This window comes from Microbacterium sp. Leaf320 (assembly GCF_001423485.1).
GTDB lineage: Bacteria > Actinomycetota > Actinomycetes > Actinomycetales > Microbacteriaceae > Microbacterium.
Map to the genome: position 1 here is coordinate 267,685 of NZ_LMOD01000004.1, position 18,017 is coordinate 285,701.

Annotated in this window: 21 protein-coding genes; 11 read left to right on the forward strand and 10 right to left on the reverse strand. The window is 67.6% G+C overall.

All coding sequences use genetic code 11. From position 1 onward, the window contains the following. Positions 1-117 precede the first annotated feature (117 nt). The gene (locus tag ASF63_RS14865; protein WP_056515701.1) at positions 118-612 is read left to right on the forward strand and encodes a methylated-DNA--[protein]-cysteine S-methyltransferase; all 495 of its coding nucleotides are present in this window, start codon (positions 118-120) and stop codon (positions 610-612) included. An 87-nt stretch (positions 613-699) separates the two neighbouring features. After that, entirely contained in the window at positions 700-2,103 is a 1,404-nt protein-coding gene (gene thrC / locus ASF63_RS14870) for a threonine synthase (protein WP_056516302.1), read from the forward strand. Positions 2,104-2,264: 161 nt separating this feature from the next. On the opposite strand, the gene ASF63_RS14875 is transcribed toward thrC, so the two are convergent. From ASF63_RS14875 to ASF63_RS14890, 4 genes are all read right to left on the reverse strand, one after another. Then, on the reverse strand, positions 2,265-2,693 hold the full coding sequence (locus ASF63_RS14875; protein ID WP_056515705.1) for a VOC family protein: 429 nt from the start codon (positions 2,691-2,693) through the stop codon (positions 2,265-2,267). An 81-nt stretch (positions 2,694-2,774) separates the two neighbouring features. Beyond that, on the reverse strand, positions 2,775-3,041 hold the full coding sequence (locus ASF63_RS14880) for a thioredoxin family protein (RefSeq protein ID WP_157534388.1): 267 nt from the start codon (positions 3,039-3,041) through the stop codon (positions 2,775-2,777). 63 nt (positions 3,042-3,104) lie between these two features. Continuing rightward, positions 3,105-3,503, reverse strand: a complete 399-nt coding sequence (locus tag ASF63_RS14885; RefSeq protein ID WP_056515710.1) for a DUF1801 domain-containing protein — start codon at positions 3,501-3,503, stop codon at positions 3,105-3,107. 38 nt (positions 3,504-3,541) lie between these two features. Further along, positions 3,542-4,552: an FUSC family protein gene (locus tag ASF63_RS14890; RefSeq protein ID WP_056515712.1), complete on the reverse strand. Its 1,011-nt coding sequence runs from the start codon at positions 4,550-4,552 to the stop codon at positions 3,542-3,544. 140 nt (positions 4,553-4,692) lie between these two features. Here ASF63_RS14890 and ASF63_RS14895 point away from each other — a divergent pair, with 140 nt between their 5' ends. Both ASF63_RS14895 and ASF63_RS14900 read left to right on the forward strand, forming a co-directional pair. Continuing rightward, complete coding sequence (locus tag ASF63_RS14895) at positions 4,693-6,036, forward strand: M20/M25/M40 family metallo-hydrolase (RefSeq protein WP_056515715.1); 1,344 nt, start codon at positions 4,693-4,695, stop codon at positions 6,034-6,036. A 58-nt stretch (positions 6,037-6,094) separates the two neighbouring features. Next, complete coding sequence (locus ASF63_RS14900) at positions 6,095-7,549, forward strand: MFS transporter (RefSeq protein WP_056515717.1); 1,455 nt, start codon at positions 6,095-6,097, stop codon at positions 7,547-7,549. A gap of 59 nt (positions 7,550-7,608) precedes the next feature. On the opposite strand, the gene ASF63_RS14905 is transcribed toward ASF63_RS14900, so the two are convergent. The 3 genes from ASF63_RS14905 to ASF63_RS14915 form a co-directional block, all read right to left on the reverse strand. Continuing rightward, entirely contained in the window at positions 7,609-7,830 is a 222-nt protein-coding gene (locus ASF63_RS14905) for a hypothetical protein (protein WP_056516305.1), read from the reverse strand. A gap of 136 nt (positions 7,831-7,966) precedes the next feature. After that, complete coding sequence (locus ASF63_RS14910) at positions 7,967-8,371, reverse strand: VOC family protein (protein ID WP_056515720.1); 405 nt, start codon at positions 8,369-8,371, stop codon at positions 7,967-7,969. 41 nt (positions 8,372-8,412) lie between these two features. After that, positions 8,413-9,180, reverse strand: coding sequence for a siderophore-interacting protein (locus tag ASF63_RS14915; protein ID WP_056515723.1), 768 nt, complete (start codon positions 9,178-9,180; stop codon positions 8,413-8,415). A gap of 103 nt (positions 9,181-9,283) precedes the next feature. Between ASF63_RS14915 and ASF63_RS14920 the strand changes: the two genes are divergently transcribed. From ASF63_RS14920 to ASF63_RS14935, 4 genes are read left to right on the forward strand one after another with little or no spacing between them, the layout of a single operon-like run. Beyond that, positions 9,284-10,276 (forward strand): siderophore ABC transporter substrate-binding protein, encoded by a 993-nt coding sequence (locus ASF63_RS14920; RefSeq protein WP_056515725.1) that lies wholly within the window; start codon positions 9,284-9,286, stop codon positions 10,274-10,276. 54 nt (positions 10,277-10,330) lie between these two features. Continuing rightward, positions 10,331-11,317 carry an iron chelate uptake ABC transporter family permease subunit gene (locus tag ASF63_RS14925; protein WP_056515728.1) on the forward strand — a complete coding sequence of 329 codons (987 nt, stop codon included), beginning with the start codon at positions 10,331-10,333 and terminating at the stop codon, positions 11,315-11,317. Beyond that, positions 11,310-12,335 (forward strand): iron chelate uptake ABC transporter family permease subunit, encoded by a 1,026-nt coding sequence (locus tag ASF63_RS14930; RefSeq protein ID WP_056515730.1) that lies wholly within the window; start codon positions 11,310-11,312, stop codon positions 12,333-12,335. The genes ASF63_RS14925 and ASF63_RS14930 overlap by 8 nt, the downstream gene beginning before the upstream one ends. Beyond that, the gene (locus ASF63_RS14935) at positions 12,332-13,087 is read left to right on the forward strand and encodes an ABC transporter ATP-binding protein (protein WP_056515733.1); all 756 of its coding nucleotides are present in this window, start codon (positions 12,332-12,334) and stop codon (positions 13,085-13,087) included. The genes ASF63_RS14930 and ASF63_RS14935 overlap by 4 nt, the downstream gene beginning before the upstream one ends. A 6-nt stretch (positions 13,088-13,093) precedes the next feature. Here the strand turns inward: ASF63_RS14935 and ASF63_RS14940 are convergent, their stop codons facing one another. Genes ASF63_RS14940 through ASF63_RS14950 form a run of 3 tightly spaced genes read right to left on the reverse strand, consistent with a single transcriptional unit; the run spans position 13,094 to position 15,028 of the window. After that, positions 13,094-13,291, reverse strand: coding sequence for a hypothetical protein (locus ASF63_RS14940; protein WP_056515736.1), 198 nt, complete (start codon positions 13,289-13,291; stop codon positions 13,094-13,096). 38 nt (positions 13,292-13,329) lie between these two features. Further along, positions 13,330-14,289 carry a DNA-3-methyladenine glycosylase family protein gene (locus ASF63_RS14945; RefSeq protein ID WP_056515739.1) on the reverse strand — a complete coding sequence of 320 codons (960 nt, stop codon included), beginning with the start codon at positions 14,287-14,289 and terminating at the stop codon, positions 13,330-13,332. Between the two features lie 34 nt (positions 14,290-14,323). Next, positions 14,324-15,028, reverse strand: coding sequence for a winged helix-turn-helix domain-containing protein (locus tag ASF63_RS14950; RefSeq protein WP_056515741.1), 705 nt, complete (start codon positions 15,026-15,028; stop codon positions 14,324-14,326). Between the two features lie 399 nt (positions 15,029-15,427). Here ASF63_RS14950 and ASF63_RS14955 point away from each other — a divergent pair, with 399 nt between their 5' ends. The 3 genes from ASF63_RS14955 (at position 15,428) to ASF63_RS14965 (ending at position 17,962) form a co-directional block, all read left to right on the forward strand. After that, positions 15,428-15,667: a GNAT family N-acetyltransferase gene (locus tag ASF63_RS14955; RefSeq protein WP_056516308.1), complete on the forward strand. Its 240-nt coding sequence runs from the start codon at positions 15,428-15,430 to the stop codon at positions 15,665-15,667. 52 nt (positions 15,668-15,719) lie between these two features. After that, complete coding sequence (locus ASF63_RS14960; protein ID WP_056515745.1) at positions 15,720-16,187, forward strand: DIP1984 family protein; 468 nt, start codon at positions 15,720-15,722, stop codon at positions 16,185-16,187. 329 nt (positions 16,188-16,516) lie between these two features. Continuing rightward, positions 16,517-17,962, forward strand: coding sequence for an MFS transporter (locus ASF63_RS14965; RefSeq protein WP_056516311.1), 1,446 nt, complete (start codon positions 16,517-16,519; stop codon positions 17,960-17,962). Positions 17,963-18,017: the final 55 nt, after the last annotated feature.

An 18,017-nucleotide genomic window follows, 5' to 3' on the forward strand; every position in this document is an offset into this window, starting at 1 on the left:
GATTCTGTTGATGGGCTCCACGCTAAGAGGTGAGAACCGGAAGCGGAATACCATTGCCTCCACACTTCAAAGGCGCTAGGTCCAGGCCGCTGCCCCGAGTCGCGGTAGCCTCTCGCCATGCCCTCGTTCGGAACCCTGCTCTCGCCCATCGGCGAGATCGGCATCGTCAGCGACGGGACGGCGATCCGGAGGGTCACCTGGCGCTCGGATCCACCGGCGGAGACGGATGCCGGGCCGGACGCGCTGCTCACAGAAGCGCTCGCGCAGCTGACTGCGTACTTCGACGGAGCGCTGCGCGAGTTCGACCTGCCCGTCGACTTCGGTAAACAGACCGACACCACTCGTGCGGTGCTGACGACGCTCTACGAGACGGTCGGACATGGCGAGACGCTGACCTACGGCGGTCTCGCCCTGCGCAGCGGCACCGCGGTGCCCGCGAGAGGGATCGGCGCGATCATGGGTGCCAACCCCGTGCCGATCATCGTGCCGTGTCATCGTGTCGTTGCGGGAGACGGCCTGGGAGGGTATTCCGGTGGTGCCCCGGGTCAGGGGCTCGCGACCAAGCGGTGGCTGCTCGAGCACGAGGGCGCGCTTCCCGCATCCCTGTTCTGATCGCGGGGCTCGGGACGATCGCGAAATCACCTCCCGGCCACCTGCGACAATGGAAGTCCCGTGCCGATTCCGATCCGAGGAGCACCCGTGCAGTACATCTCCACCCGAGGCGGCATGCAGCCGCTGCCGTACTGCGAGACCCTGCTCGAAGGACTCGCCCCAGACGGCGGGCTGGCCGTTCCCGAGACCATGCCCACGGTCGACGGCGAGACGCTGGAGCGCTGGCGTGCACTGACTTACCCGCAGCTGGCGACGGAAGTGCTGGCGCTCTTCGCCACCGACATCCCCCGTGTCGATCTCGCGCGCATGACGGCCGCCGCATACGAGCCGTTCCCCGAAGAGGTCGTCCCGCTGCGCTCGATCGGCGACGACCTCACGCTCGTGGGGCTGTCCGAGGGCCCGACGCTGGCGTTCAAGGACATGGCCATGCAGTTTCTCGGCCAGGTCGTCGAGTATGCGCTCGAGCGCAAGGGCTCGGTTCTGAACATCCTCGGCGCGACGTCGGGTGACACCGGGTCCGCCGCTGAGCACGCGCTGCGCGGCAAAGACCGCATCTCGGTCTTCATGCTCTCCCCGAAGGGACGCATGAGCGCGTTCCAGCGGGCGCAGATGTTCTCGCTCGATGACGAGAACATCCACAACATCGTCGTCGACGGCGTCTTCGACGACTGCCAGAACCTCGTCAAGAAGCTCGCGGGCGATCTGGACTTCAAGCGCGCGCAGCACCTCGGCGCGGTCAACTCGATCAACCTCGCCCGCATCACCGCCCAGGTCGTGTACTACTTCTGGGCATGGCTGCGTGCGACCGACGCCGGCGGCTGGACCGAGGTGTCGTTCACGGTGCCGTCCGGCAACTTCGGCAACATCCTCTCGGGGTTCTTCGCGAAGCAGATGGGTCTTCCGATCCGTCGCCTGGTGCTCGCCGCCAACGAGAACAACGTCCTCGACGAGTTCTTCCGCACGGGCGTCTACCGTCCGCGCAGCGCAGCCCAGACCCTCGCCACGTCGAGCCCGTCGATGGACATCTCGAAGGCGTCGAACCTCGAGCGCTTCATCTTCGAGCTCGTCGGCCGTGATGCCGCTCGCGTCGTGACCGCGTGGCAGGAACTCGACACGCAGGGGTACTTCGACTTCACCGCAGATCTCGAGCGTTTCGTCGAGGAGTTCGGCATCGTCAGTGGAACCTCCACCCATGACGACCGGCTCGCGACCATCAAGGCGGTGTACGACGCCTCGGGCGACATCATCGATCCGCACACGGCAGACGGCGTCAAGGTCGCCCGCGAGTACCTCGAGCCCGGCGTGCCGATGCTCGTGCTCGAGACCGCGAAGCCGCAGAAGTTCGCCGAGACGATCCGTGAGGCGATCGGCGTGGAGCTCGAGTACTCGTCCGAGCTGCGCACGATGCTCGATGCCCCGCAGCGCACGACCGAGATGGCCGACGACGAGCACGAGCTCCGCGCCTTCATCGAGGCCAAGGCGCTGCGCTGATCCGAGACCCGAACCGCGCTGATCCGAGACCCGAACCGCGCTGATCCGAGACCCGAACAGCGACCGCCGAGGCCCCTCCTGCCGATCACGGCAGGAGGGGCCTCGCCGTCACCGGGTCGGGATCCGGTCGGCAGCGGGTCGGACGACTCTGAGGTGCAGGGTCATTCCGGGTCGCCGTGCAGCATCCACGGCACGCCGAAGCGGTCGACGAGCATCCCGAACGTGCCACCCCACGGAGGGGTGTCGAGCGGCATCGTGATGGCCGCGCCGTCGGCCAGCGCGTCCCAGACGGCCTGAGTGCGCTCCTGCGTGTTGCCGCTGAGCGACACCGAGAAGCCCTGCGGTGGCTCGAACGGGATGCCGTCCGGTGTGTCGGACGCCATGAGCACGAGCCCGTCGGACGTCGTGAGCTGCGCGTGCATCACGAGGTCCTTCTGCTCGGGGTTCTGGACCATGTCGGGGAACTCGCCGAAGACGTTGATGTCGAGGTCACCGCCGAGCACGCTCTGATAGAACTCCATCGCCTGCCGCGCCTCGGTGCGGAACGAGAGATACGGGTTGAGATTCGCCACGGTGCTGCCCCCAGTCATGTGATGCGGAGTCGACGTCGACCTCGCTGCACGCTCATTCTTCGCCGGGGGTCCGACATTCGCAAGAGCGTGCCCGGAGGCTCAGGACGGAAGCGCCTTCACTGCGGCTGTCAGCACCTGGGGCACGGTCGGCACGCCTTCGGCGCGGAACACCTCGGTGCCCGACTCGTCGCGGATGATCACTGTCGGCGTGAAGCGGATGTCGAGCGCTTCGGCGGCGTCAGGCTCGCGCGCGACATCGATCTCGGTGATCGTGGCATCGGGCAGGAATCGTGCGGCATCGGTCAGAACCGAGCGGGTGCGCGAGCAGGCTCCGCAGAAAGCGGATGTGACGAGCGTCAGTTCCATCGGGCTCCCTTTCACTCCTCCGGGTGCAACCGGCGGAGTGCTCGGGATGTTCCCCGTGCCTGTTCAGAAATCGGTGCGCTTCACCAAGCCGCGATTCGTGCGGATGTGCTCGTAGTCCCACTGGATCAGGCGCGATTCGGCGAGCCAGCCGGCGAGGGCAGTGGTGTCCACATCGGCGGCATCGAGATACCTCGCCTCGGCCGCCTGGAACGTCCCGGACGCGGTGAGGCCGCCGCCCGCGAACGACTGGCCGCTCCAGAACATCAGGCGCACGGCATCCTTCAGACGGTGGTAGCCGACGATCGGATTGCCGTCGAGGAACCAGACCGGATGCGCGTGCCACACCTTGCCCGCAGCTTCGGGGAGTCCGCGCTCGATCTCGGTGACGAGAAGGTCGCAGATCTCGCGGTCCTCCGGAGTGAGGCTGCGGTGGTACTCGTCGATCTCGGGTGCGCGGCTCATGGTGCGAGTATGGCCTGCGCGCAGACCGGCGTCGAGAGTCAGTCGGTCTTCGCGGCGGCCCGCGGGTGGAGCAGCCCGGATGCGGCGCCGAGGGCCGCCCCGACGACGGTGTCCACGATGCGCTCGAAGGCGACGTCCATCGATCCGATGTCCCCGGTCGCTGCGCCGGTCAGCAGAAGGACCAGCGGAGTGATGAAGACGAGCGCCAGGGCGTAGTGACGCACCACGACGAGCTCGATCGTGAACTGCAGCGCGCCCAGCAGCAGCGCCAGCCAGAGGCCGGACGGATGCAGCAGCGCGAGCAGTGCGTAGACGCCGGCGCCGACGACGGTGCCGAGCATGCGGTGAAGTCCGCGCTGCACGGCGGCACGACGCGCTGCCGCGACACCGATCACGGCGACGGCGGAACCGACGATCCAGTACGTGCGCGTCGGATCGATCACCAGGCCCAGCAGCACTCCGATCACGGCGACGATGGCGACCCGCACGAGGAGCATGCGCGAATCGGGCGTGAAGGCCGGCCCGGGCAGCAGCTCTCGCAGGGGTCGCGTCGTGATCGCGCGCGACCGGGGGAGGAGCAGGGGAGCCATCGCGACCAGATAGGAGAACAGGCAACCGGCCGCGAGCGCTGCGATGTAGACGAGCGGTGCGATCGGCGAACTGGCGATGACGTGGGCGGAGAGCCCGAAGACCAGCACGAAGAACAGGGGCCCTGGAGGACCGAGGCGGAATCCGAAAGACAGAGCCGCGCTGACGATCGCGACGACGACGACGCCGATGCTCACGAGCCAGGCGTTCGCCGAGACGATCACACCGAGGGCTGCGCTGACGATCAGACCCGCGGCGACGAAGGGCAGGATCCTCGCCCGGTCGATGACCGGCGCGGTGCCGGCGAACAGGACGGTGAAGGCTCCGGATGCCGCGATGTAGCCGAGCGACGGTTCGCCCAGAAGGGTCATGACGGCGATCGGGACGGCGATTCCGAGAGCCGCCTGCGTCGCCAGGTGCCAGCGCGGACCGCGCTTGGGGGTCAGGGCGAACAGACTCATCCGTCAATTGTCTCGCGTCCCGAGCGTTCCGCCGGACACGGCGAACTCGCTCCGGTCGCAGTTCGTGCTGCGCGACCGGGCTCCGGACCGCACGAAGTGCGACCGGAGTGCAGACGGAGACAGGGAGGCCCGGCTATACGATGGCCGACGTGACCGCACCTCGCCCAGGTATCGCCGAACGCCTCGCGCAGATGATCCAGTTGCCGACAGTCTCGGCCGAGCTCGAGGAGCGCGGGTCCGGGCCGTTCGAGGACTTCGTCACGCTGATCGCCGACCTCTACCCGCGCGTCCACGAGAGGCTGACGCTCGAGCGGCACACCGACTTCGGACTGCTCTTCCACTGGGCGGGCACTGGACATTTCTCCGAGGAGCCGGTCGTACTGATGGCGCACTACGACGTGGTGCCGGTCGATGAGAGCGATGCCTGGACGCATCCGCCGTTCGCCGGTGTCATCGCCGACGGCATCGTCTACGGACGCGGAGCCCTCGACGACAAGGGTCCGCTGATCGTCGTGCTCGAAGCCGTGGAGAACCTGCTCGCCGACGGTTTCGTTCCCGCCCGCGACGTCTACCTCTCGTTCGGCGGAAACGAGGAGACCTACGGTCGGGCGGCGGAGGAGATCGCACGTGTGCTCCGCGAGCGCGGCATCGTCCCGTGGCTGGTCGTCGATGAGGGAGGCGCGGTGGTCGACGCTCCACTGCCGTTCGTGCCCGGACGCGCGGCCATGATCGGCGTGGGGGAGAAGGGAGTCATGACGCTCACCCTGTCGGCGCGCGGCGAAGGAGGCCACGCCTCGGCGCCCCCGGCGCTCACCGCCGTGCGTCGAGTGGCGCGGGCCGTCGACCGCCTCGGCCCCACCACGTTCCGCCCTCGGCCCTCGAAGGCCATCGGACGGATGCTGACACAGCTCGGCGCCCAGACGCCGGGGCCAGCTCGGCATCTTCTCCGTCTGCTCGGATCCGCGCCGTTGCTCACAGGCCAGCTCTTCGCGGCGCTCGGCGGTGAGCCGGCCGCCCTCGTGCGCACGACGGTGGCGCCCACGATGCAGTCGGGTGGAACGGCCGCGAACGTCCTGCCCTCGAAGGCCTCCGCGACCGTGAACCTGCGGATCGCGCTGGGCGAGACGACGCAGCAGGCCGTGCTCCGGGTGCGTCGGCGCATCCGCGATCCGCTGGTGGTGGTGAAGGTCGAGGAGGCGAGCGAGCCCTCGCCCGAGTCCGCGACCGACAACGCCCAGTTCGCACTGCTGGCCGACGCTCTCTCGGTGTCTCATCCGGGCGTTCCGGCCGTGCCTTACGTGATGATGGCGGCGACGGATTCGCGTCATTTCCACCGGTTCGCGCCCGCCGTCTACCGCTTCGCACCGCTCGACATGTCGAACGCGCAGCGGGCGTCGATCCATGGCGTGGACGAGAACGTCGAGATCGCAGCCCTCGAGCGGGGGGAGCGGTTCCATCGCGCTCTCATCGAGCGGCTAGTGTGATCTCACCCTCCTCCGGGCGCCTGAACGCTCGGATCAGCCTTCTTCTCGAGGAGCCGCGATGACGCGCAGTCGGACTCTGGGAACCCTCGCCACCGTCGTGGGCTTCCTGGCCTTCGTCGAATTCACCAGCGGTGTCCTGCAGGGCTACTACACGCCCATGCTCACCGACATCGCGCGGCACCTCGGCATCCACGACGCGGATGTCAACTGGCTCGAGGGCACGCAGCTCATGCTCTCGGCGCTCGTCGTGCCGGCATTCGCGAAGCTCGGCGACATGGTCGGCCACAAGCGGATGCTGTTGATCTCGACCGCGCTGACGGCCGCGGCGGCGCTCGTCCTGCCGTTCACCGACTCCTTCCCGGTCTTCCTCATCGGCTGGACGCTGATGGGTTTCTACGTCGTGTGGCTGCCGCTCGAGATCGCCCTGATCTGGTCGCGCTCCCGTCGCATGGAGGGGCGCTCGTCGATCACGGCGAAGGCCGCGGGGCTTCTGGTGGCTGCGCTCGAGGGCGGCGCGATCATCGGTGCGCTCGTCGGCGGCGCACTCATCGATGCGTTGCCGCTGACGGTCGTGCTCCTCATCCCCGCCGTGCTCATCGTCGTCTGCTTCTTCGTGATCCTGTTCGGGGTGAAGGAGTCTCCCGACCCGACCGGCGGCGTGTTCGACACGGTCGGCGTCGTGCTGATCTCGATGGCGCTCATCTGCTTCACCGGCGGACTCAGCCTGCTGCGTCTCGAGGGCGGGCTGGTCAACCCGTGGTCGTGGGCAGTCGTGGTAGTCGGGATCCTGCTCGTGATCCCGTTCGTGCTCTGGGAGCTCCGCTGCGACGACCCGCTCATCGATGTGCGCATGTTCCGCTCCCCGGCGCTCGGCCCGGTGTTCCTGACAGCCGGACTTTTCGGTGTGAGCGTCTTGGGTGCCCAGGCGCCGCTGTCGACCTTCGCTCGCACCGACCCCGGCGTGTACGGCTACGGACTCGGAACCACCGGCTTCGCGACCTCCTTGATCATCGGCCTGTATCTGATCGCGATGATCGCCGGTGCCCTGTTGTTCCCGGTGATCGCCCGACTCCTCACCCCGCGCGTCACGCTGATGGGGGCATCGCTGCTCGTCGGCGTCGGATTCCTGCTGTTCCTTCCGTTCCATGATTCGTACCTGCAGGTCGTGACGAACATGGTCGTCGTCGGACTCGGGTCCGGGGCGCTCGTCGCTGCGCTTCCGGCAGCCGCGGCGTCGGCGGCTCCGGCCACGCAGACGGGTGTCGCGACGGGACTGACGAACTCGGTCAAGACCGTGGGCGGGGCGATCGCATCGTGCATCTTCGGCATCGCACTGCTGAACGGCGTGAGCGGCGCGGTCGAGGGCACCGCCGGATCCTTCGCCGGCTACATCACCGTCTGGGTCGTCTGCGGTGTCACCGCGCTCGTGGCGGCCGCGATCCTCGTGTTCGTCCCGAAAGAGGCGTTCACCGACCGGGCGAATGCCGATGCAGTCACCGCCCCCGTGGTCTGACGTCAGTCTCGGTCGAGGCCGAAGGAGCGCTTGACGACGGCCTGCATGTCGCGGTCGAGTCAGTCGATGCGGGTGTTCACGGTGTCGAAGCGGGCGTTCATCTCGTTGCGGAGTCCGCCGATCTGAGCGTTCATCTCCCCGCGGAGTCCGCCGATCTCCCCGCGGAGTCCACCGATCTCGGCACGGACGACGCGGATGAAGAGCGTCGAGACGACGGTCATCATGCTGAGCATGAGCGCAGTGAACGAGTCGATCATCGTCCAGATCTGAGCGTCGTTCATGAGGTGCACCGTGTCATCCTCGCATCGTTCCAGACGACGCATCGAGATCGACGTCGCTGTATACCGTCATCCCATGGCGCGGGGAGAAATCGCGGTATGCGCCTTTTTGTGCAGAAGGCATTCGGCAGGGGAACCATCAGGAGGCGCGAGGCGGGTTGTGCATGAACTCGACGCGCACGCCACTCGCGTCCTCGACGAACGAGGCGTAGTAGTGCTCGCTGAACCGTTCGTAGATCTTGGGTTCGCGCACCACGGTCCATCCTGCGGCGACGGCGACCGCGTGCAGGCGGTCGACGTCGCCGCGGGAGTCGACCGCGAACGCGAGATGCTGCCATCCGGCGCGTCCGTGCACGTGCGGGCCGGTGTCCTCGCCGCGTGGGGCGAAGATGATGATCTCGGTCTCGTCGCCGTGATGCCAGGAGATCCCGTCCTCGGCTTCGCTCCCGAACTCGTACCCGAGCGCCGTCAGTATCGGGTCGAACTGCGCCCGCCCCTGCTCGAGGTCGCGGACGGTGATGCCCAGGTGATCGACAAGTGCCATGTGCCCAGTCTCGCAGGCCGGCCTCCGGCGCCTCCGAGGAGTCAGTGCGGTGCGTGATACTCGGCTTCGCCGCGCTTCCAGTAGCCCTTCACCACGGCGCTCGTGGGGTCGACGCCCCACCGGTCGAGCAGTGCACGCCCGGGCTTGACGATCGACTGCTCCGCGGCGATGAACACGAACGGGTCGTCGCCGATCGAATCCTCTGCCATCAGTCCGTCGAGGAAAGCGATGAGAGCGGAGCCTGAGGGCGCATCGGCCCGATGCAGCCACTCGACGTCGACGGGCGCGTCGATGTCGATCTCGCGACCGGCCGATACCGTCTCGAGCACGATCCGTGCGGAGACATCTGCGGGCATGAGCGCCGCGAAGCGCCGGATCGCGGGGATCGCGGTCTCATCTCCGACCAGGAGCCAGGACCCGGGAGCGCCTGTGAGCACCGCCGATCCGCGCGGCCCGCCGACGCCGATCGATGACCCTAGAGGAGCGGTGGCGGCCCAGAGCGCCGCGACGCCGGCGTCGCCGTGCACCGCGAACTCGACGTCGAGCCAGTCCGACCCCCAGGCGAGGGGCGTGTACTCGCGACTCGGCGCCGACCGCATCTCCTCGACCGAGGTCACAGGGCCCGTGGGGAAGAACAGGCGCATGTGATCATCCGATCCCGGGGAGTCGAATCCCTCGAGATCGCCGCCGGTCAGGCGTACACGGACGAAGTCGGGGGCGAGCCATTCCCTGGCGCTCAAAGTCGCCGTGCGGAACCGCAGGTCGAGGCCGCGACGCTCGATCGAGAAGGCGGATTTCGTATCGCTCATAAAGTAAGGCTAACCTATCTTTCAGGTCGGAGTTAGGTAAGCCTAAGCCGATCATCCTGCGCCACTCGTGCGCGTTTCCACACCGCAGAACAGGAGTCTCTCCATGTCCATGCCCAGAATCCTCACCGCCACGAGCATCGGTCTCGTCGGACTCCTCGCCCTCGCAGGGTGCGCCTCCGGCGGCGAATCAGAACCGGAGGAGGCCGAGGCGGCGGCCGCATCCGTCGCTATCGAGGACAACACGGGCACGCATGAGATCGCGACTCCGCCGACGTCGGTGGTCGCACTCGACAACCGCACCTTCCAGACGCTGTCCGACTGGGGGGTCGAGCTCTCCGCCGGCGCGGTCTCGCTCATGCCCGACACGGTGTCGTACCTCGAGGACGACGCGATCGTCGACATCGGCCTGCACAGCGAACCCGACCTCGAGGCCATCGTCGCCGTCGAGCCCGATCTGATCATCAGCGGTCAGCGCTTCACTCAGCACAACGAGGCGATCGCCGAGCTCGTTCCCGATGCCACGATCATCGACCTGGAACCCCGCGAGGGCGAGCCCTTCGACGAGGAGCTCAAGCGGCAGGTCACGGTGCTCGGCGAGATCTTCGACAAGGAGGACGAGGCGCAGGCACTCGTCGACGACTTCGACGCCGCGGTCGAGCGCGCCAAGGCCGCCTACGACGACTCCGACACCGTCATGGCCGTGAACACCTCGGGCGGTGAGATCGGATACCTCGCACCGACCGTCGGCCGTTCGCTCGGCCCGATCTACGACATCCTCGGCCTCACGCCGGCACTCGAGGTCGACGACGCCAGCGACGACCACCAGGGCGACGACATCTCTGTCGAGGCGATCGCCTCGTCGAAACCCGACTGGATGCTCGTGCTCGACCGTGACGCCGTGTTCGCAGCCGAGACGCCCGACTACGTCCAGGCATCGGAGATCCTCGAGAACTCCGAGGCACTCGCTTCCGTCACTGCCGTCGCCGACGACCAGATCGTCTACATGCCCACCGACACCTACCTGAACGAGGGCATCCAGACGTACACGACGTTCCTCAACGATCTCGCCGACGCGCTCGAGGCGGCGCAGAAGTAGCAGCTGCATGGCGGCATCCGCTCCGCAGCGGATGCCGCCATCCGGCGTTCCATCATGACCCGCACCGCTTCTCCCGCGCCGTCCCGCACCGTCGGGCGGCTCTTCGACGTGAGACTCCTCGTCGGCGTCCTCGTCGTCGTCGCCCTTCTCGTCGTGTCCCTCTTCACGGGCGTGTACGACATCGCCGGAGCCGCGGACGGCGCCGAGATGTTCCAGATCACGCGTGTTCCGCGCACGATCGCTCTCGTCCTCGCCGGTGCCGCGATGGCCATGGCAGGCCTCGTGATGCAGCTGCTGACCCAGAACCGCTTCGTCGAGCCCACCACGACCGGCACCACCGAGTGGGCGGGCCTAGGGCTGCTGACCGTGATGGTGCTCGTGCCCAACCCGTCGATCCCGCTGCGGACGATCGGCGCGATCGTCGCGGCCTTCATCGGCACCATGGTGTTCTTCGCCTTCCTCCGCCGGGTCTCGCTCAGGTCGTCGCTCATCGTGCCGATCGTCGGAATCATGCTGGGCGCCGTCGTCGGAGCGGTCTCCACCTACTTCGCGCTGGCGACGGACTCCCTGCAGGCGATCGGCGTCTGGTTCGCTGGCAGCTTCACCTCGGTGCTGCGGGGTCAGTACGAGATGCTCTGGATCGTCGCGATCGTCGGCGTGGTGGTGTTCCTCGTGGCCGACCGCCTGACGATCGCCGGGCTGGGCGAGGAGATCGCCACGAACGTCGGTGTGAACTACAACCGGGTGATCCTCCTCGGAACCGTGCTCATCGCGATCACGACCGGCGTCGTCACGGTGGTCGTGGGCAACCTGCCGTTCCTGGGGCTCATCGTCCCCAACATCGTCTCGATGGTCCGCGGCGACGACCTGCGAAGCAACCTGCCGTGGGTCTGCCTGCTCGGCATCGCGATCGTCACCGTCTGCGACATCATCGGTCGGACCATCATCATGCCCTTCGAGGTCCCGGTGTCGTTGATCCTCGGGATCGTCGGCGCGATCGTCTTCATCCTTCTCCTGCTGAGGCAGCGCCGTCGTGGCTAGTGTGATCGCGGCACACGACCGCACCTCCGGATCCTTCACGACGCCCCGAGCACGGCGTCGGTACGCGATCGTGCTCGGCATCCTCATCGTGCTCGCCGCGGTCTTCGCCTTCGCGCTGCTGGCCTGGGAGAACCCGATGCCCGTGGGCTCGCCCGGCTTCTGGCGCATCGCGAAGCTCAGGACGACGAACGTGATCGTGATGGCGGTGGTCGCCGTGGCGCAGGCCATCGCGACCGTGAGCTTTCAGACGGTCACGAACAACCGCATCATCACCCCGTCGATCATGGGGTTCGAGTCTCTCTATCGGGTCGTGCAGACCACCACCGTGTACCTGTTCGGCGTCGCCGGGCTCGTCGCGATCCAGGGGGTCTGGCAGTTCGGCCTCCAGGTCGTGATCATGGTCGGGCTCGCGATGGCGCTGTACGGATGGCTGCTGTCCGGCCGCTACGGCAACCTGCAGATCATGCTGCTCATCGGCATCATCATCGGCGGAGGGCTCGGCGCGATCTCGACATTCATGCAGCGACTGCTCACACCCAGTGAGTTCGACGTGCTGGCGGCGCGGCTGTTCGGCAACGTCTCCAACGCCGACGCGTCGTACCTGCCTCTGGCGATTCCGCTGTGCGTCGCGGCATCCGCTCTGCTGTGGCTGAGGTCACGGAGGCTGAACCTCCTGGCGCTCGGCCCCGACGTGTCGCGCTCGCTCGGCCTTGACCACAAGCGCGAGCTCTACATCGTGCTCTTCCTGGTGGCCGTCCTGATGGCGACTTCGACCGCGCTGGTGGGCCCGATGACGTTCCTCGGCTTCCTCGTCGCGACCCTCGCCTATCAGTTCGCAGATTCTCACGATCACCGGCTGATCTTCCCCGTGGCCGTGCTCACGGCCTTCACGATCCTCGCCGGAGCGTACTTCGTCATGAAGAACGTGTTCTACGCGCAGGGCATGGTGTCGATCCTGATCGAACTGGTGGGCGGCACGGTCTTCCTCATCGTCATCCTCAGAAAGGGCCGACTGTGATCACACTCGACGGCGTGCGCCGCGACTACAGCAGCGAGGTCGCGATCGGTCCCGTGGATCTCGAGATCCCCGCCGGGGGCATCACCGCACTGATCGGTCCGAACGGCGCGGGCAAGTCCACTCTGCTGACGATGATCGGCCGTCTCGGCGGGATGGATGCGGGAGCGATCGAGATCGCGGGATACGACGTCGCGACGACGAAGTCGAAGGATCTGGCCAAGATCGTCTCGGTGCTCCGACAGGAGAACCACTTCGTCACGCGTCTGACCGTTCGTCAACTCGTGGGCTTCGGCCGTTTCCCGCACTCCCAGGGGAGGCTGAATCGGGCGGACGAGCAGGTCATCAGCGAGGCGATCGACTTCCTCGACCTCGGGGAGCTCGAGGGGCGCTACCTCGACGAGCTCTCGGGTGGGCAGCGGCAGCGCGCCTACGTCGCGATGGTGCTCGCACAGGACACCGAGTTCGTCCTGCTCGATGAGCCCCTCAACAACCTCGACATGAAGCACGCGGTGCAGATGATGAAGCACCTGCGGCGAGCATCGGAGGAGCTCGGGCGCACGATCGTCATCGTGCTGCACGACATCAACTTCGCCGGACACTACGCCGATCACATCTGCGCCATGAAGGACGGTGCCGTGGTCGAGTTCGGCTCGCCGGCCGAGATCATGACCGGTGAGGTGCTCACCCGGGTGTTCGACACCGACGTGCAGGTGGTCGAAGGACCCTCCGGCCCGCTGGCCGTCTACTACTGAGGTCGCTCAGAGTTCGATGCCGTGGTCCTCGTCGTTGACACCTTCGTTGCGCCCGCGACGGGATTCGTAGCCGATGAACCACCCGAGCCAGACGATCGCGGCCAGGAGGATGCCCAGCCAGACGTTTTGGAATATCAGGCCGATCACGATGCCGAGGATGAGGAGCCCGGCGGTGACGGAGAAGCGGAGCGCGGTGCGGGACATGCGCTCAGCCTAGAGGCGATCCTGGTCTGACGCGCGGGTCAGCGACCGCGGTGGTCTTCGGGGGAGAGTCGGGGTCCGCGGCGGGGTTCGCTCACTCCGCTTGCGAAGATGAGCCGGATCACCCGTTGCCGGTGGCCGGCCCACGGCTCGAGGAGCTCGAGCATCCCGTCGTCATCGGTGCGGTGACCGGTGAGCGCGTAGCCGACCTCGTGGGCGAGGTGGTAGTCGCCGACGCTCACCGCATCGGGGTCGCCGAGCGCGCGGATGCGGGTCTCCGCCGACGTCCACGGGCCGACCCCGGGGAGACTCGTCAGCACGCGGTCGCGATCGTCGCCGGTGGGCGCGGTCAAGAGGGCTCGGGAGACGCTGTCGGCCCGTTCGGCCACTCGCACGATCGTCTTCGACTGCGGTGGCTGCACGGCGACGCGATGCCAGTCCCAGGAGGGTATGCGGCGCCACTCCGCAGCCGTGGGCGCGGTGTACATCGGTCGCGGCGTCGGCCCCGGCGCGCGCTCGCCGAACTTCGTGACGAGCAGACGCCAGGCGCGGAACGCCTCGAGTCCGGTGACCTTCTGCTCGATGATGGCGCACGCGAGAGCGTCGAAGACGACACCTGTGCGGGCGAGGCGCAATCCGCGCGTGCGGCGGGCCACCTCGGCGATGAACGGATGAGGGGACGGGTCGAAACCCGAAGGATCGTCATCGGCGCCGCAGAGCGACGGCACGGTGTCGAGCGCGTGCTCCGCTCCGGCGCCCCACGCGGTCGCCCTGATCTCGTCGCCGTGGATTCGGAGAGCGAGTGTCGTCGGACCCAGCGGTGTGCGCAGTGTGCGCCAGATGACGGGGCCGTCGTGGACCATGGTCGGGTCGCCGGGACCTCGACGAAGCATCCCCACCGTCGCGCGCAGATCGACCGGCGCGGCCGGGCGGTACACGGTCGTCCGCGGTGGGCTCTGCGGCGCTGCGTCAGCAGCTCCGGCATCCGCGGTCAGGGTCATGCGCCCACCATACGTGGCGGGCCTGACATCGGGATCAGAAGCGGTCGGGCGAGGGAGTTCCGTGGCCGTAGCGGATGACGACGTCGGCGTGACGGTCGAAGCGGTATCCGATTCCACGTACGGTGCGGACGATGTCCTCGTAGCGGCCGAGCTTGGCACGCAGCCGCCGCACGTGCACGTCGATGGTGCGCTCGCCCGGGGTCTCGTCGTCCTGTGCCTGCCACAGTGCGGAGACGAGCTCGCTTCGCTCGATCGTGCGTCCCTCGCGGAGGACGAGGTACTGCAGGAGCTCGAACTCCTTGTAGGTGAAGGCGGCGGACTCCCCGTCGATCAGGACCCGCTTGCGCGAGATGTCGACGACGACGCCGCCCTCCTCGTCGGTGGTCTCCTCCTCGGCTGCGGCCTTGGTGCGAGCGATCGCGCCGGGCTCGTGCAGCGCGAGGCGGACGACGTCGAGGTCGCGACCACCCGATCCGTGCGGGGCGAGGGCGACGGTGGCGTGTGTCTCGGCGCCGGGCGCGAGCTCGGCGAGGGTGCGACGCAGGGCGTCGACGAGAAGCGGGAGACTGACCCCTGCCTCTGCGGCCTTGATCTCGTCGAGACCGACGTAGAGGGCGAAGCCGCGGGGTGAGCGGACGGCGGGAAGATCTGCGTCGAGCGGGGCGCTCGCGGGCGCCGACGGGGCGGTGCGGACAGCGGCGGAGACGGAGGGACGCTCGAGAAGTGCGATGTTCGACATGATGATGAAGTCCTCAGGACGTGAGCCGGGAGACGGGCTCTGATGCGTTGCATGAATGACCGGGCGAGCCGGAAGAGCGAGCAAAGGGTGGATGCTCGAAGACCAGTCCCCGCAGATCGCGAGAAGTCAGGTCAGACGGAGTGGCTGTTCGTTCAGCGACACATTCGGCAACACATGCCAACGCGACCGGGCATCATCATCCCGGCAGTCCTGTTCGCCTCCTGGGCGGACAAAGGGCTTGCGTTGGTAGTCATGGGGGGATTATGTCGGAAGAAGTCCGTGCGTGTCAAAACGGCCGTCGGCGGGGGAGTCGGGCGTAACGTGGTGCGGGTGACCACCTCGACCCTCGCCTCCGGCTTCATCCTCACCGACGAGAAGGACGCATCGCGGTACACGCTGATGCGCGACGGGCAGCTCGTGAGCGTGCTCGACTACCGGGACGACGGACACACGATCGCCCTGACGAGAGCGTTCACAATCCCGACTTTCCGCGGGAAGGGCTATGCGGGCACGGTCGTCGAAGGAGCCGTCGCCGACATCGAATCGCGGGGCGATCGCAAGGTCGACGCCGTGTGCTGGTACGTCTCCGACTGGTTCTCCGCGCACCCTGAGCGCGCGTCTCTGCTGCGTGCGCGCTGAGGCCGGGCCGTGTGACGCTCTGTTACACGAGACGTCCTGACAGGATGAAGGCATGAAACTCGCAGAGGCCCTCACCGCCCGCGCCGATCTGCAGCGTCGCATCGAGCAGCTTCGCGCGCGCATCACGGCGAATGCCAGGTATCAGGAGGGGGAGGAGCCGGCAGAGGACGCAGCAGCCCTCCTCCTCGAGGCCGATGCCGCACTCGCGCAGCTTCGTGACCTGATCCGGCGCATCAACGCGACCAACTCCCGGCTCGACCTGGGCGCGGACGGAACGATGACGGATGCGCTCGCCGCCCGCGACGTGCTCCGTCTGCAGCACTCGCTGCTGGCGGATGCCGCGGCTGCGGCATCCGGAGCGAACGACCAGTTCCTCCGACAGATGAGATCTGAGCTGCGGCAGATCTCCGCGCTCCCCGTCACCGCCCTGCGCTCGCGCGCGGACGCCGTCGCGCAGGAGCTGCGTGAACTCGACAATCGGATCCAGCAGGCGAACTGGCTGCATGACCTGAAGGAGTAGCGAGCGGAAGTCGGTAGTCACGACGAGGCGGGCACAACCCCAGCCGGAGGGGCAATTCCGGCACATGTCGGGCGGAGGGCAGCCCAGATTCGCATCGCGCAGCCCCGCACCCCGCACATGTGACCGCGCATCGCGCATGTCGCATCACCACGTGCCGATCATCGTGACGAGGGTGGGTCAGGGGATCTTCCGCTCGCACTCGCAGAGCCTCACGTCGGGTAATATGGATCTTCTGCTCAGCCCCGTCGGCTGAGGTGGTCAGGCGCTCGCAGCGCGCTGGTCCGAGGCTCGAAACCTCCGGCATCGTCCCCGACACCGGAGGTTCTTCCATGTCATCGTCCTTGCGCGCCCGCCCCCAGACAAAGTGGTGGGCGCTCGCCGTCATCGCCCTCACCCAACTGATCGTCGTCCTCGACGGCACCATCGTGAGCATCGCCCTTCCTCGAGCCCAGGCCGATCTCGGCCTCAGCGACGGCCAGCGGCAGTGGGTCGTCACCGCATACGCCCTCGCGTTCGGCGCGCTGCTGCTGCTCGGCGGTCGCATCGCCGACTACCTCGGACGCAAGCGGACGTTCATGATCGGGATGGTCGGGTTCGGCGCGGCATCCCTCTTCGGCGGTCTCGCACAGCAGGGATGGGAGCTCATCCTCGCGCGCGGTCTGCAGGGTGTCTTCGCCGCACTCCTCGCCCCGGCGGCGCTCGCTCTGCTGACCGTCACCTTCCCGTCCGGACGGGAGCGCAACACCGCGTTCGCGGTCTTCGGAACGGTCGCGGGAACGGGTGCAGCGATCGGACTGCTGCTGGGCGGATTCCTCACCGAGTTCACCGACTGGCGCTGGTGCCTGCTGGTGAACCTCTTCTTCGTCGCCGTCGGCCTCGTCGGCGGTGCGCTCTTCCTCACCGAGAGCCGCGCCGAAGGCGACAACCGCTACGACGTCTGGGGTGCGATCACCGTGACCCTGGGACTCGGAGCCCTCGTCTACGGATTCAGCCTCGCGGAGAACGGCTGGGGTGACCCTCTGACGATCACGTTCCTCGCCCTCGGAGTCGTGCTGCTCGGCGTGTTCGTGTGGGTCGAGAGTCGGGTCGCGCAGCCGCTGCTGCCGCTGCGAGTGGTGGCGGACCGTGTGCGCGGCGGTGCGTTCCTGATCCAGGGAGTCGCCGGAGCGATCATGATCGGCGCGACGCTCTACCTGACCTTCCACCTCCAGTTCGTGCTGGGCATGGGCGCCCTCCCGGCGGGGGCCGCGACGCTTCCGCTGCCGATCGCCACGATGATCATCGCCCCCATCGCGACGAAGCTCCTCACCGTGATCGGCCCGCGGCCGATGCTCATCGTGGGACCCCTGATCGCCGCGGCCGGCCTGTTCCTGCTTTCGGGAATCACCCCGGACGGCGCGTACATCGTGCAGATCGCCCCGGCGCTCGTGCTTCTCGGAGTCGGCATGGGCTTCGTGTTCATCCCGCTGCAGAACCTCGCCCTGACGGGAGTCGCGCCGCACGATGCGGGCGTCGCATCGGCCGTCGCCAACTCCTCGATGCAGATCGGCGGGTCGATCGGCCTGTCGGTGTTCACGGCGGTGTACGCGGCCTCCGTGGGCGGGCATGCGCAGGCGGAGCTCTCGCCCTGGCAGCTCACCGACGCATACGGCTGGATCTTCATCGTCGCGTCGATCCTCTTGGTCGCAGCAGCCGTGATCGCCGCCGTGATGGTGCGCGGCACGAAGGACGAGCTGATGCCGGCGCATCCGGGAGTGGCGGTGGGCGCTCACTGATGCGCGCGGCGTCCGTTCCCGGCCGGATCCGAAGAGATCGACGGCCAGGAACGGG

Bases quoted from the DNA above. Each gene is read 5' to 3' on its own strand.
- ASF63_RS14865 (WP_056515701.1), top strand. From the start codon at position 118: ATGCCCTCGTTCGGAACCCTGCTCTCGCCCATCGGCGAGATCGGCATC.
- ASF63_RS14875 (WP_056515705.1), bottom strand. From the start codon at position 2,693: ATGACTGGGGGCAGCACCGTGGCGAATCTCAACCCGTATCTCTCGTTC.
- ASF63_RS14880 (WP_157534388.1), bottom strand. From the start codon at position 3,041: ATGGAACTGACGCTCGTCACATCCGCTTTCTGCGGAGCCTGCTCGCGC.
- ASF63_RS14885 (WP_056515710.1), bottom strand. From the start codon at position 3,503: ATGAGCCGCGCACCCGAGATCGACGAGTACCACCGCAGCCTCACTCCG.
- ASF63_RS14890 (WP_056515712.1), bottom strand. From the start codon at position 4,552: ATGAGTCTGTTCGCCCTGACCCCCAAGCGCGGTCCGCGCTGGCACCTG.
- ASF63_RS14895 (WP_056515715.1), top strand. From the start codon at position 4,693: ATGGCCGACGTGACCGCACCTCGCCCAGGTATCGCCGAACGCCTCGCG.
- ASF63_RS14900 (WP_056515717.1), top strand. From the start codon at position 6,095: ATGACGCGCAGTCGGACTCTGGGAACCCTCGCCACCGTCGTGGGCTTC.
- ASF63_RS14905 (WP_056516305.1), bottom strand. From the start codon at position 7,830: ATGAACGACGCTCAGATCTGGACGATGATCGACTCGTTCACTGCGCTC.
- ASF63_RS14910 (WP_056515720.1), bottom strand. From the start codon at position 8,371: ATGGCACTTGTCGATCACCTGGGCATCACCGTCCGCGACCTCGAGCAG.
- ASF63_RS14915 (WP_056515723.1), bottom strand. From the start codon at position 9,180: ATGAGCGATACGAAATCCGCCTTCTCGATCGAGCGTCGCGGCCTCGAC.
- ASF63_RS14920 (WP_056515725.1), top strand. From the start codon at position 9,284: ATGTCCATGCCCAGAATCCTCACCGCCACGAGCATCGGTCTCGTCGGA.
- ASF63_RS14925 (WP_056515728.1), top strand. From the start codon at position 10,331: ATGACCCGCACCGCTTCTCCCGCGCCGTCCCGCACCGTCGGGCGGCTC.
- ASF63_RS14940 (WP_056515736.1), bottom strand. From the start codon at position 13,291: ATGTCCCGCACCGCGCTCCGCTTCTCCGTCACCGCCGGGCTCCTCATC.
- ASF63_RS14945 (WP_056515739.1), bottom strand. From the start codon at position 14,289: ATGACCCTGACCGCGGATGCCGGAGCTGCTGACGCAGCGCCGCAGAGC.
- ASF63_RS14950 (WP_056515741.1), bottom strand. From the start codon at position 15,028: ATGTCGAACATCGCACTTCTCGAGCGTCCCTCCGTCTCCGCCGCTGTC.
- ASF63_RS14955 (WP_056516308.1), top strand. From the start codon at position 15,428: ATGCGCGACGGGCAGCTCGTGAGCGTGCTCGACTACCGGGACGACGGA.
- ASF63_RS14960 (WP_056515745.1), top strand. From the start codon at position 15,720: ATGAAACTCGCAGAGGCCCTCACCGCCCGCGCCGATCTGCAGCGTCGC.
- ASF63_RS14965 (WP_056516311.1), top strand. From the start codon at position 16,517: ATGTCATCGTCCTTGCGCGCCCGCCCCCAGACAAAGTGGTGGGCGCTC.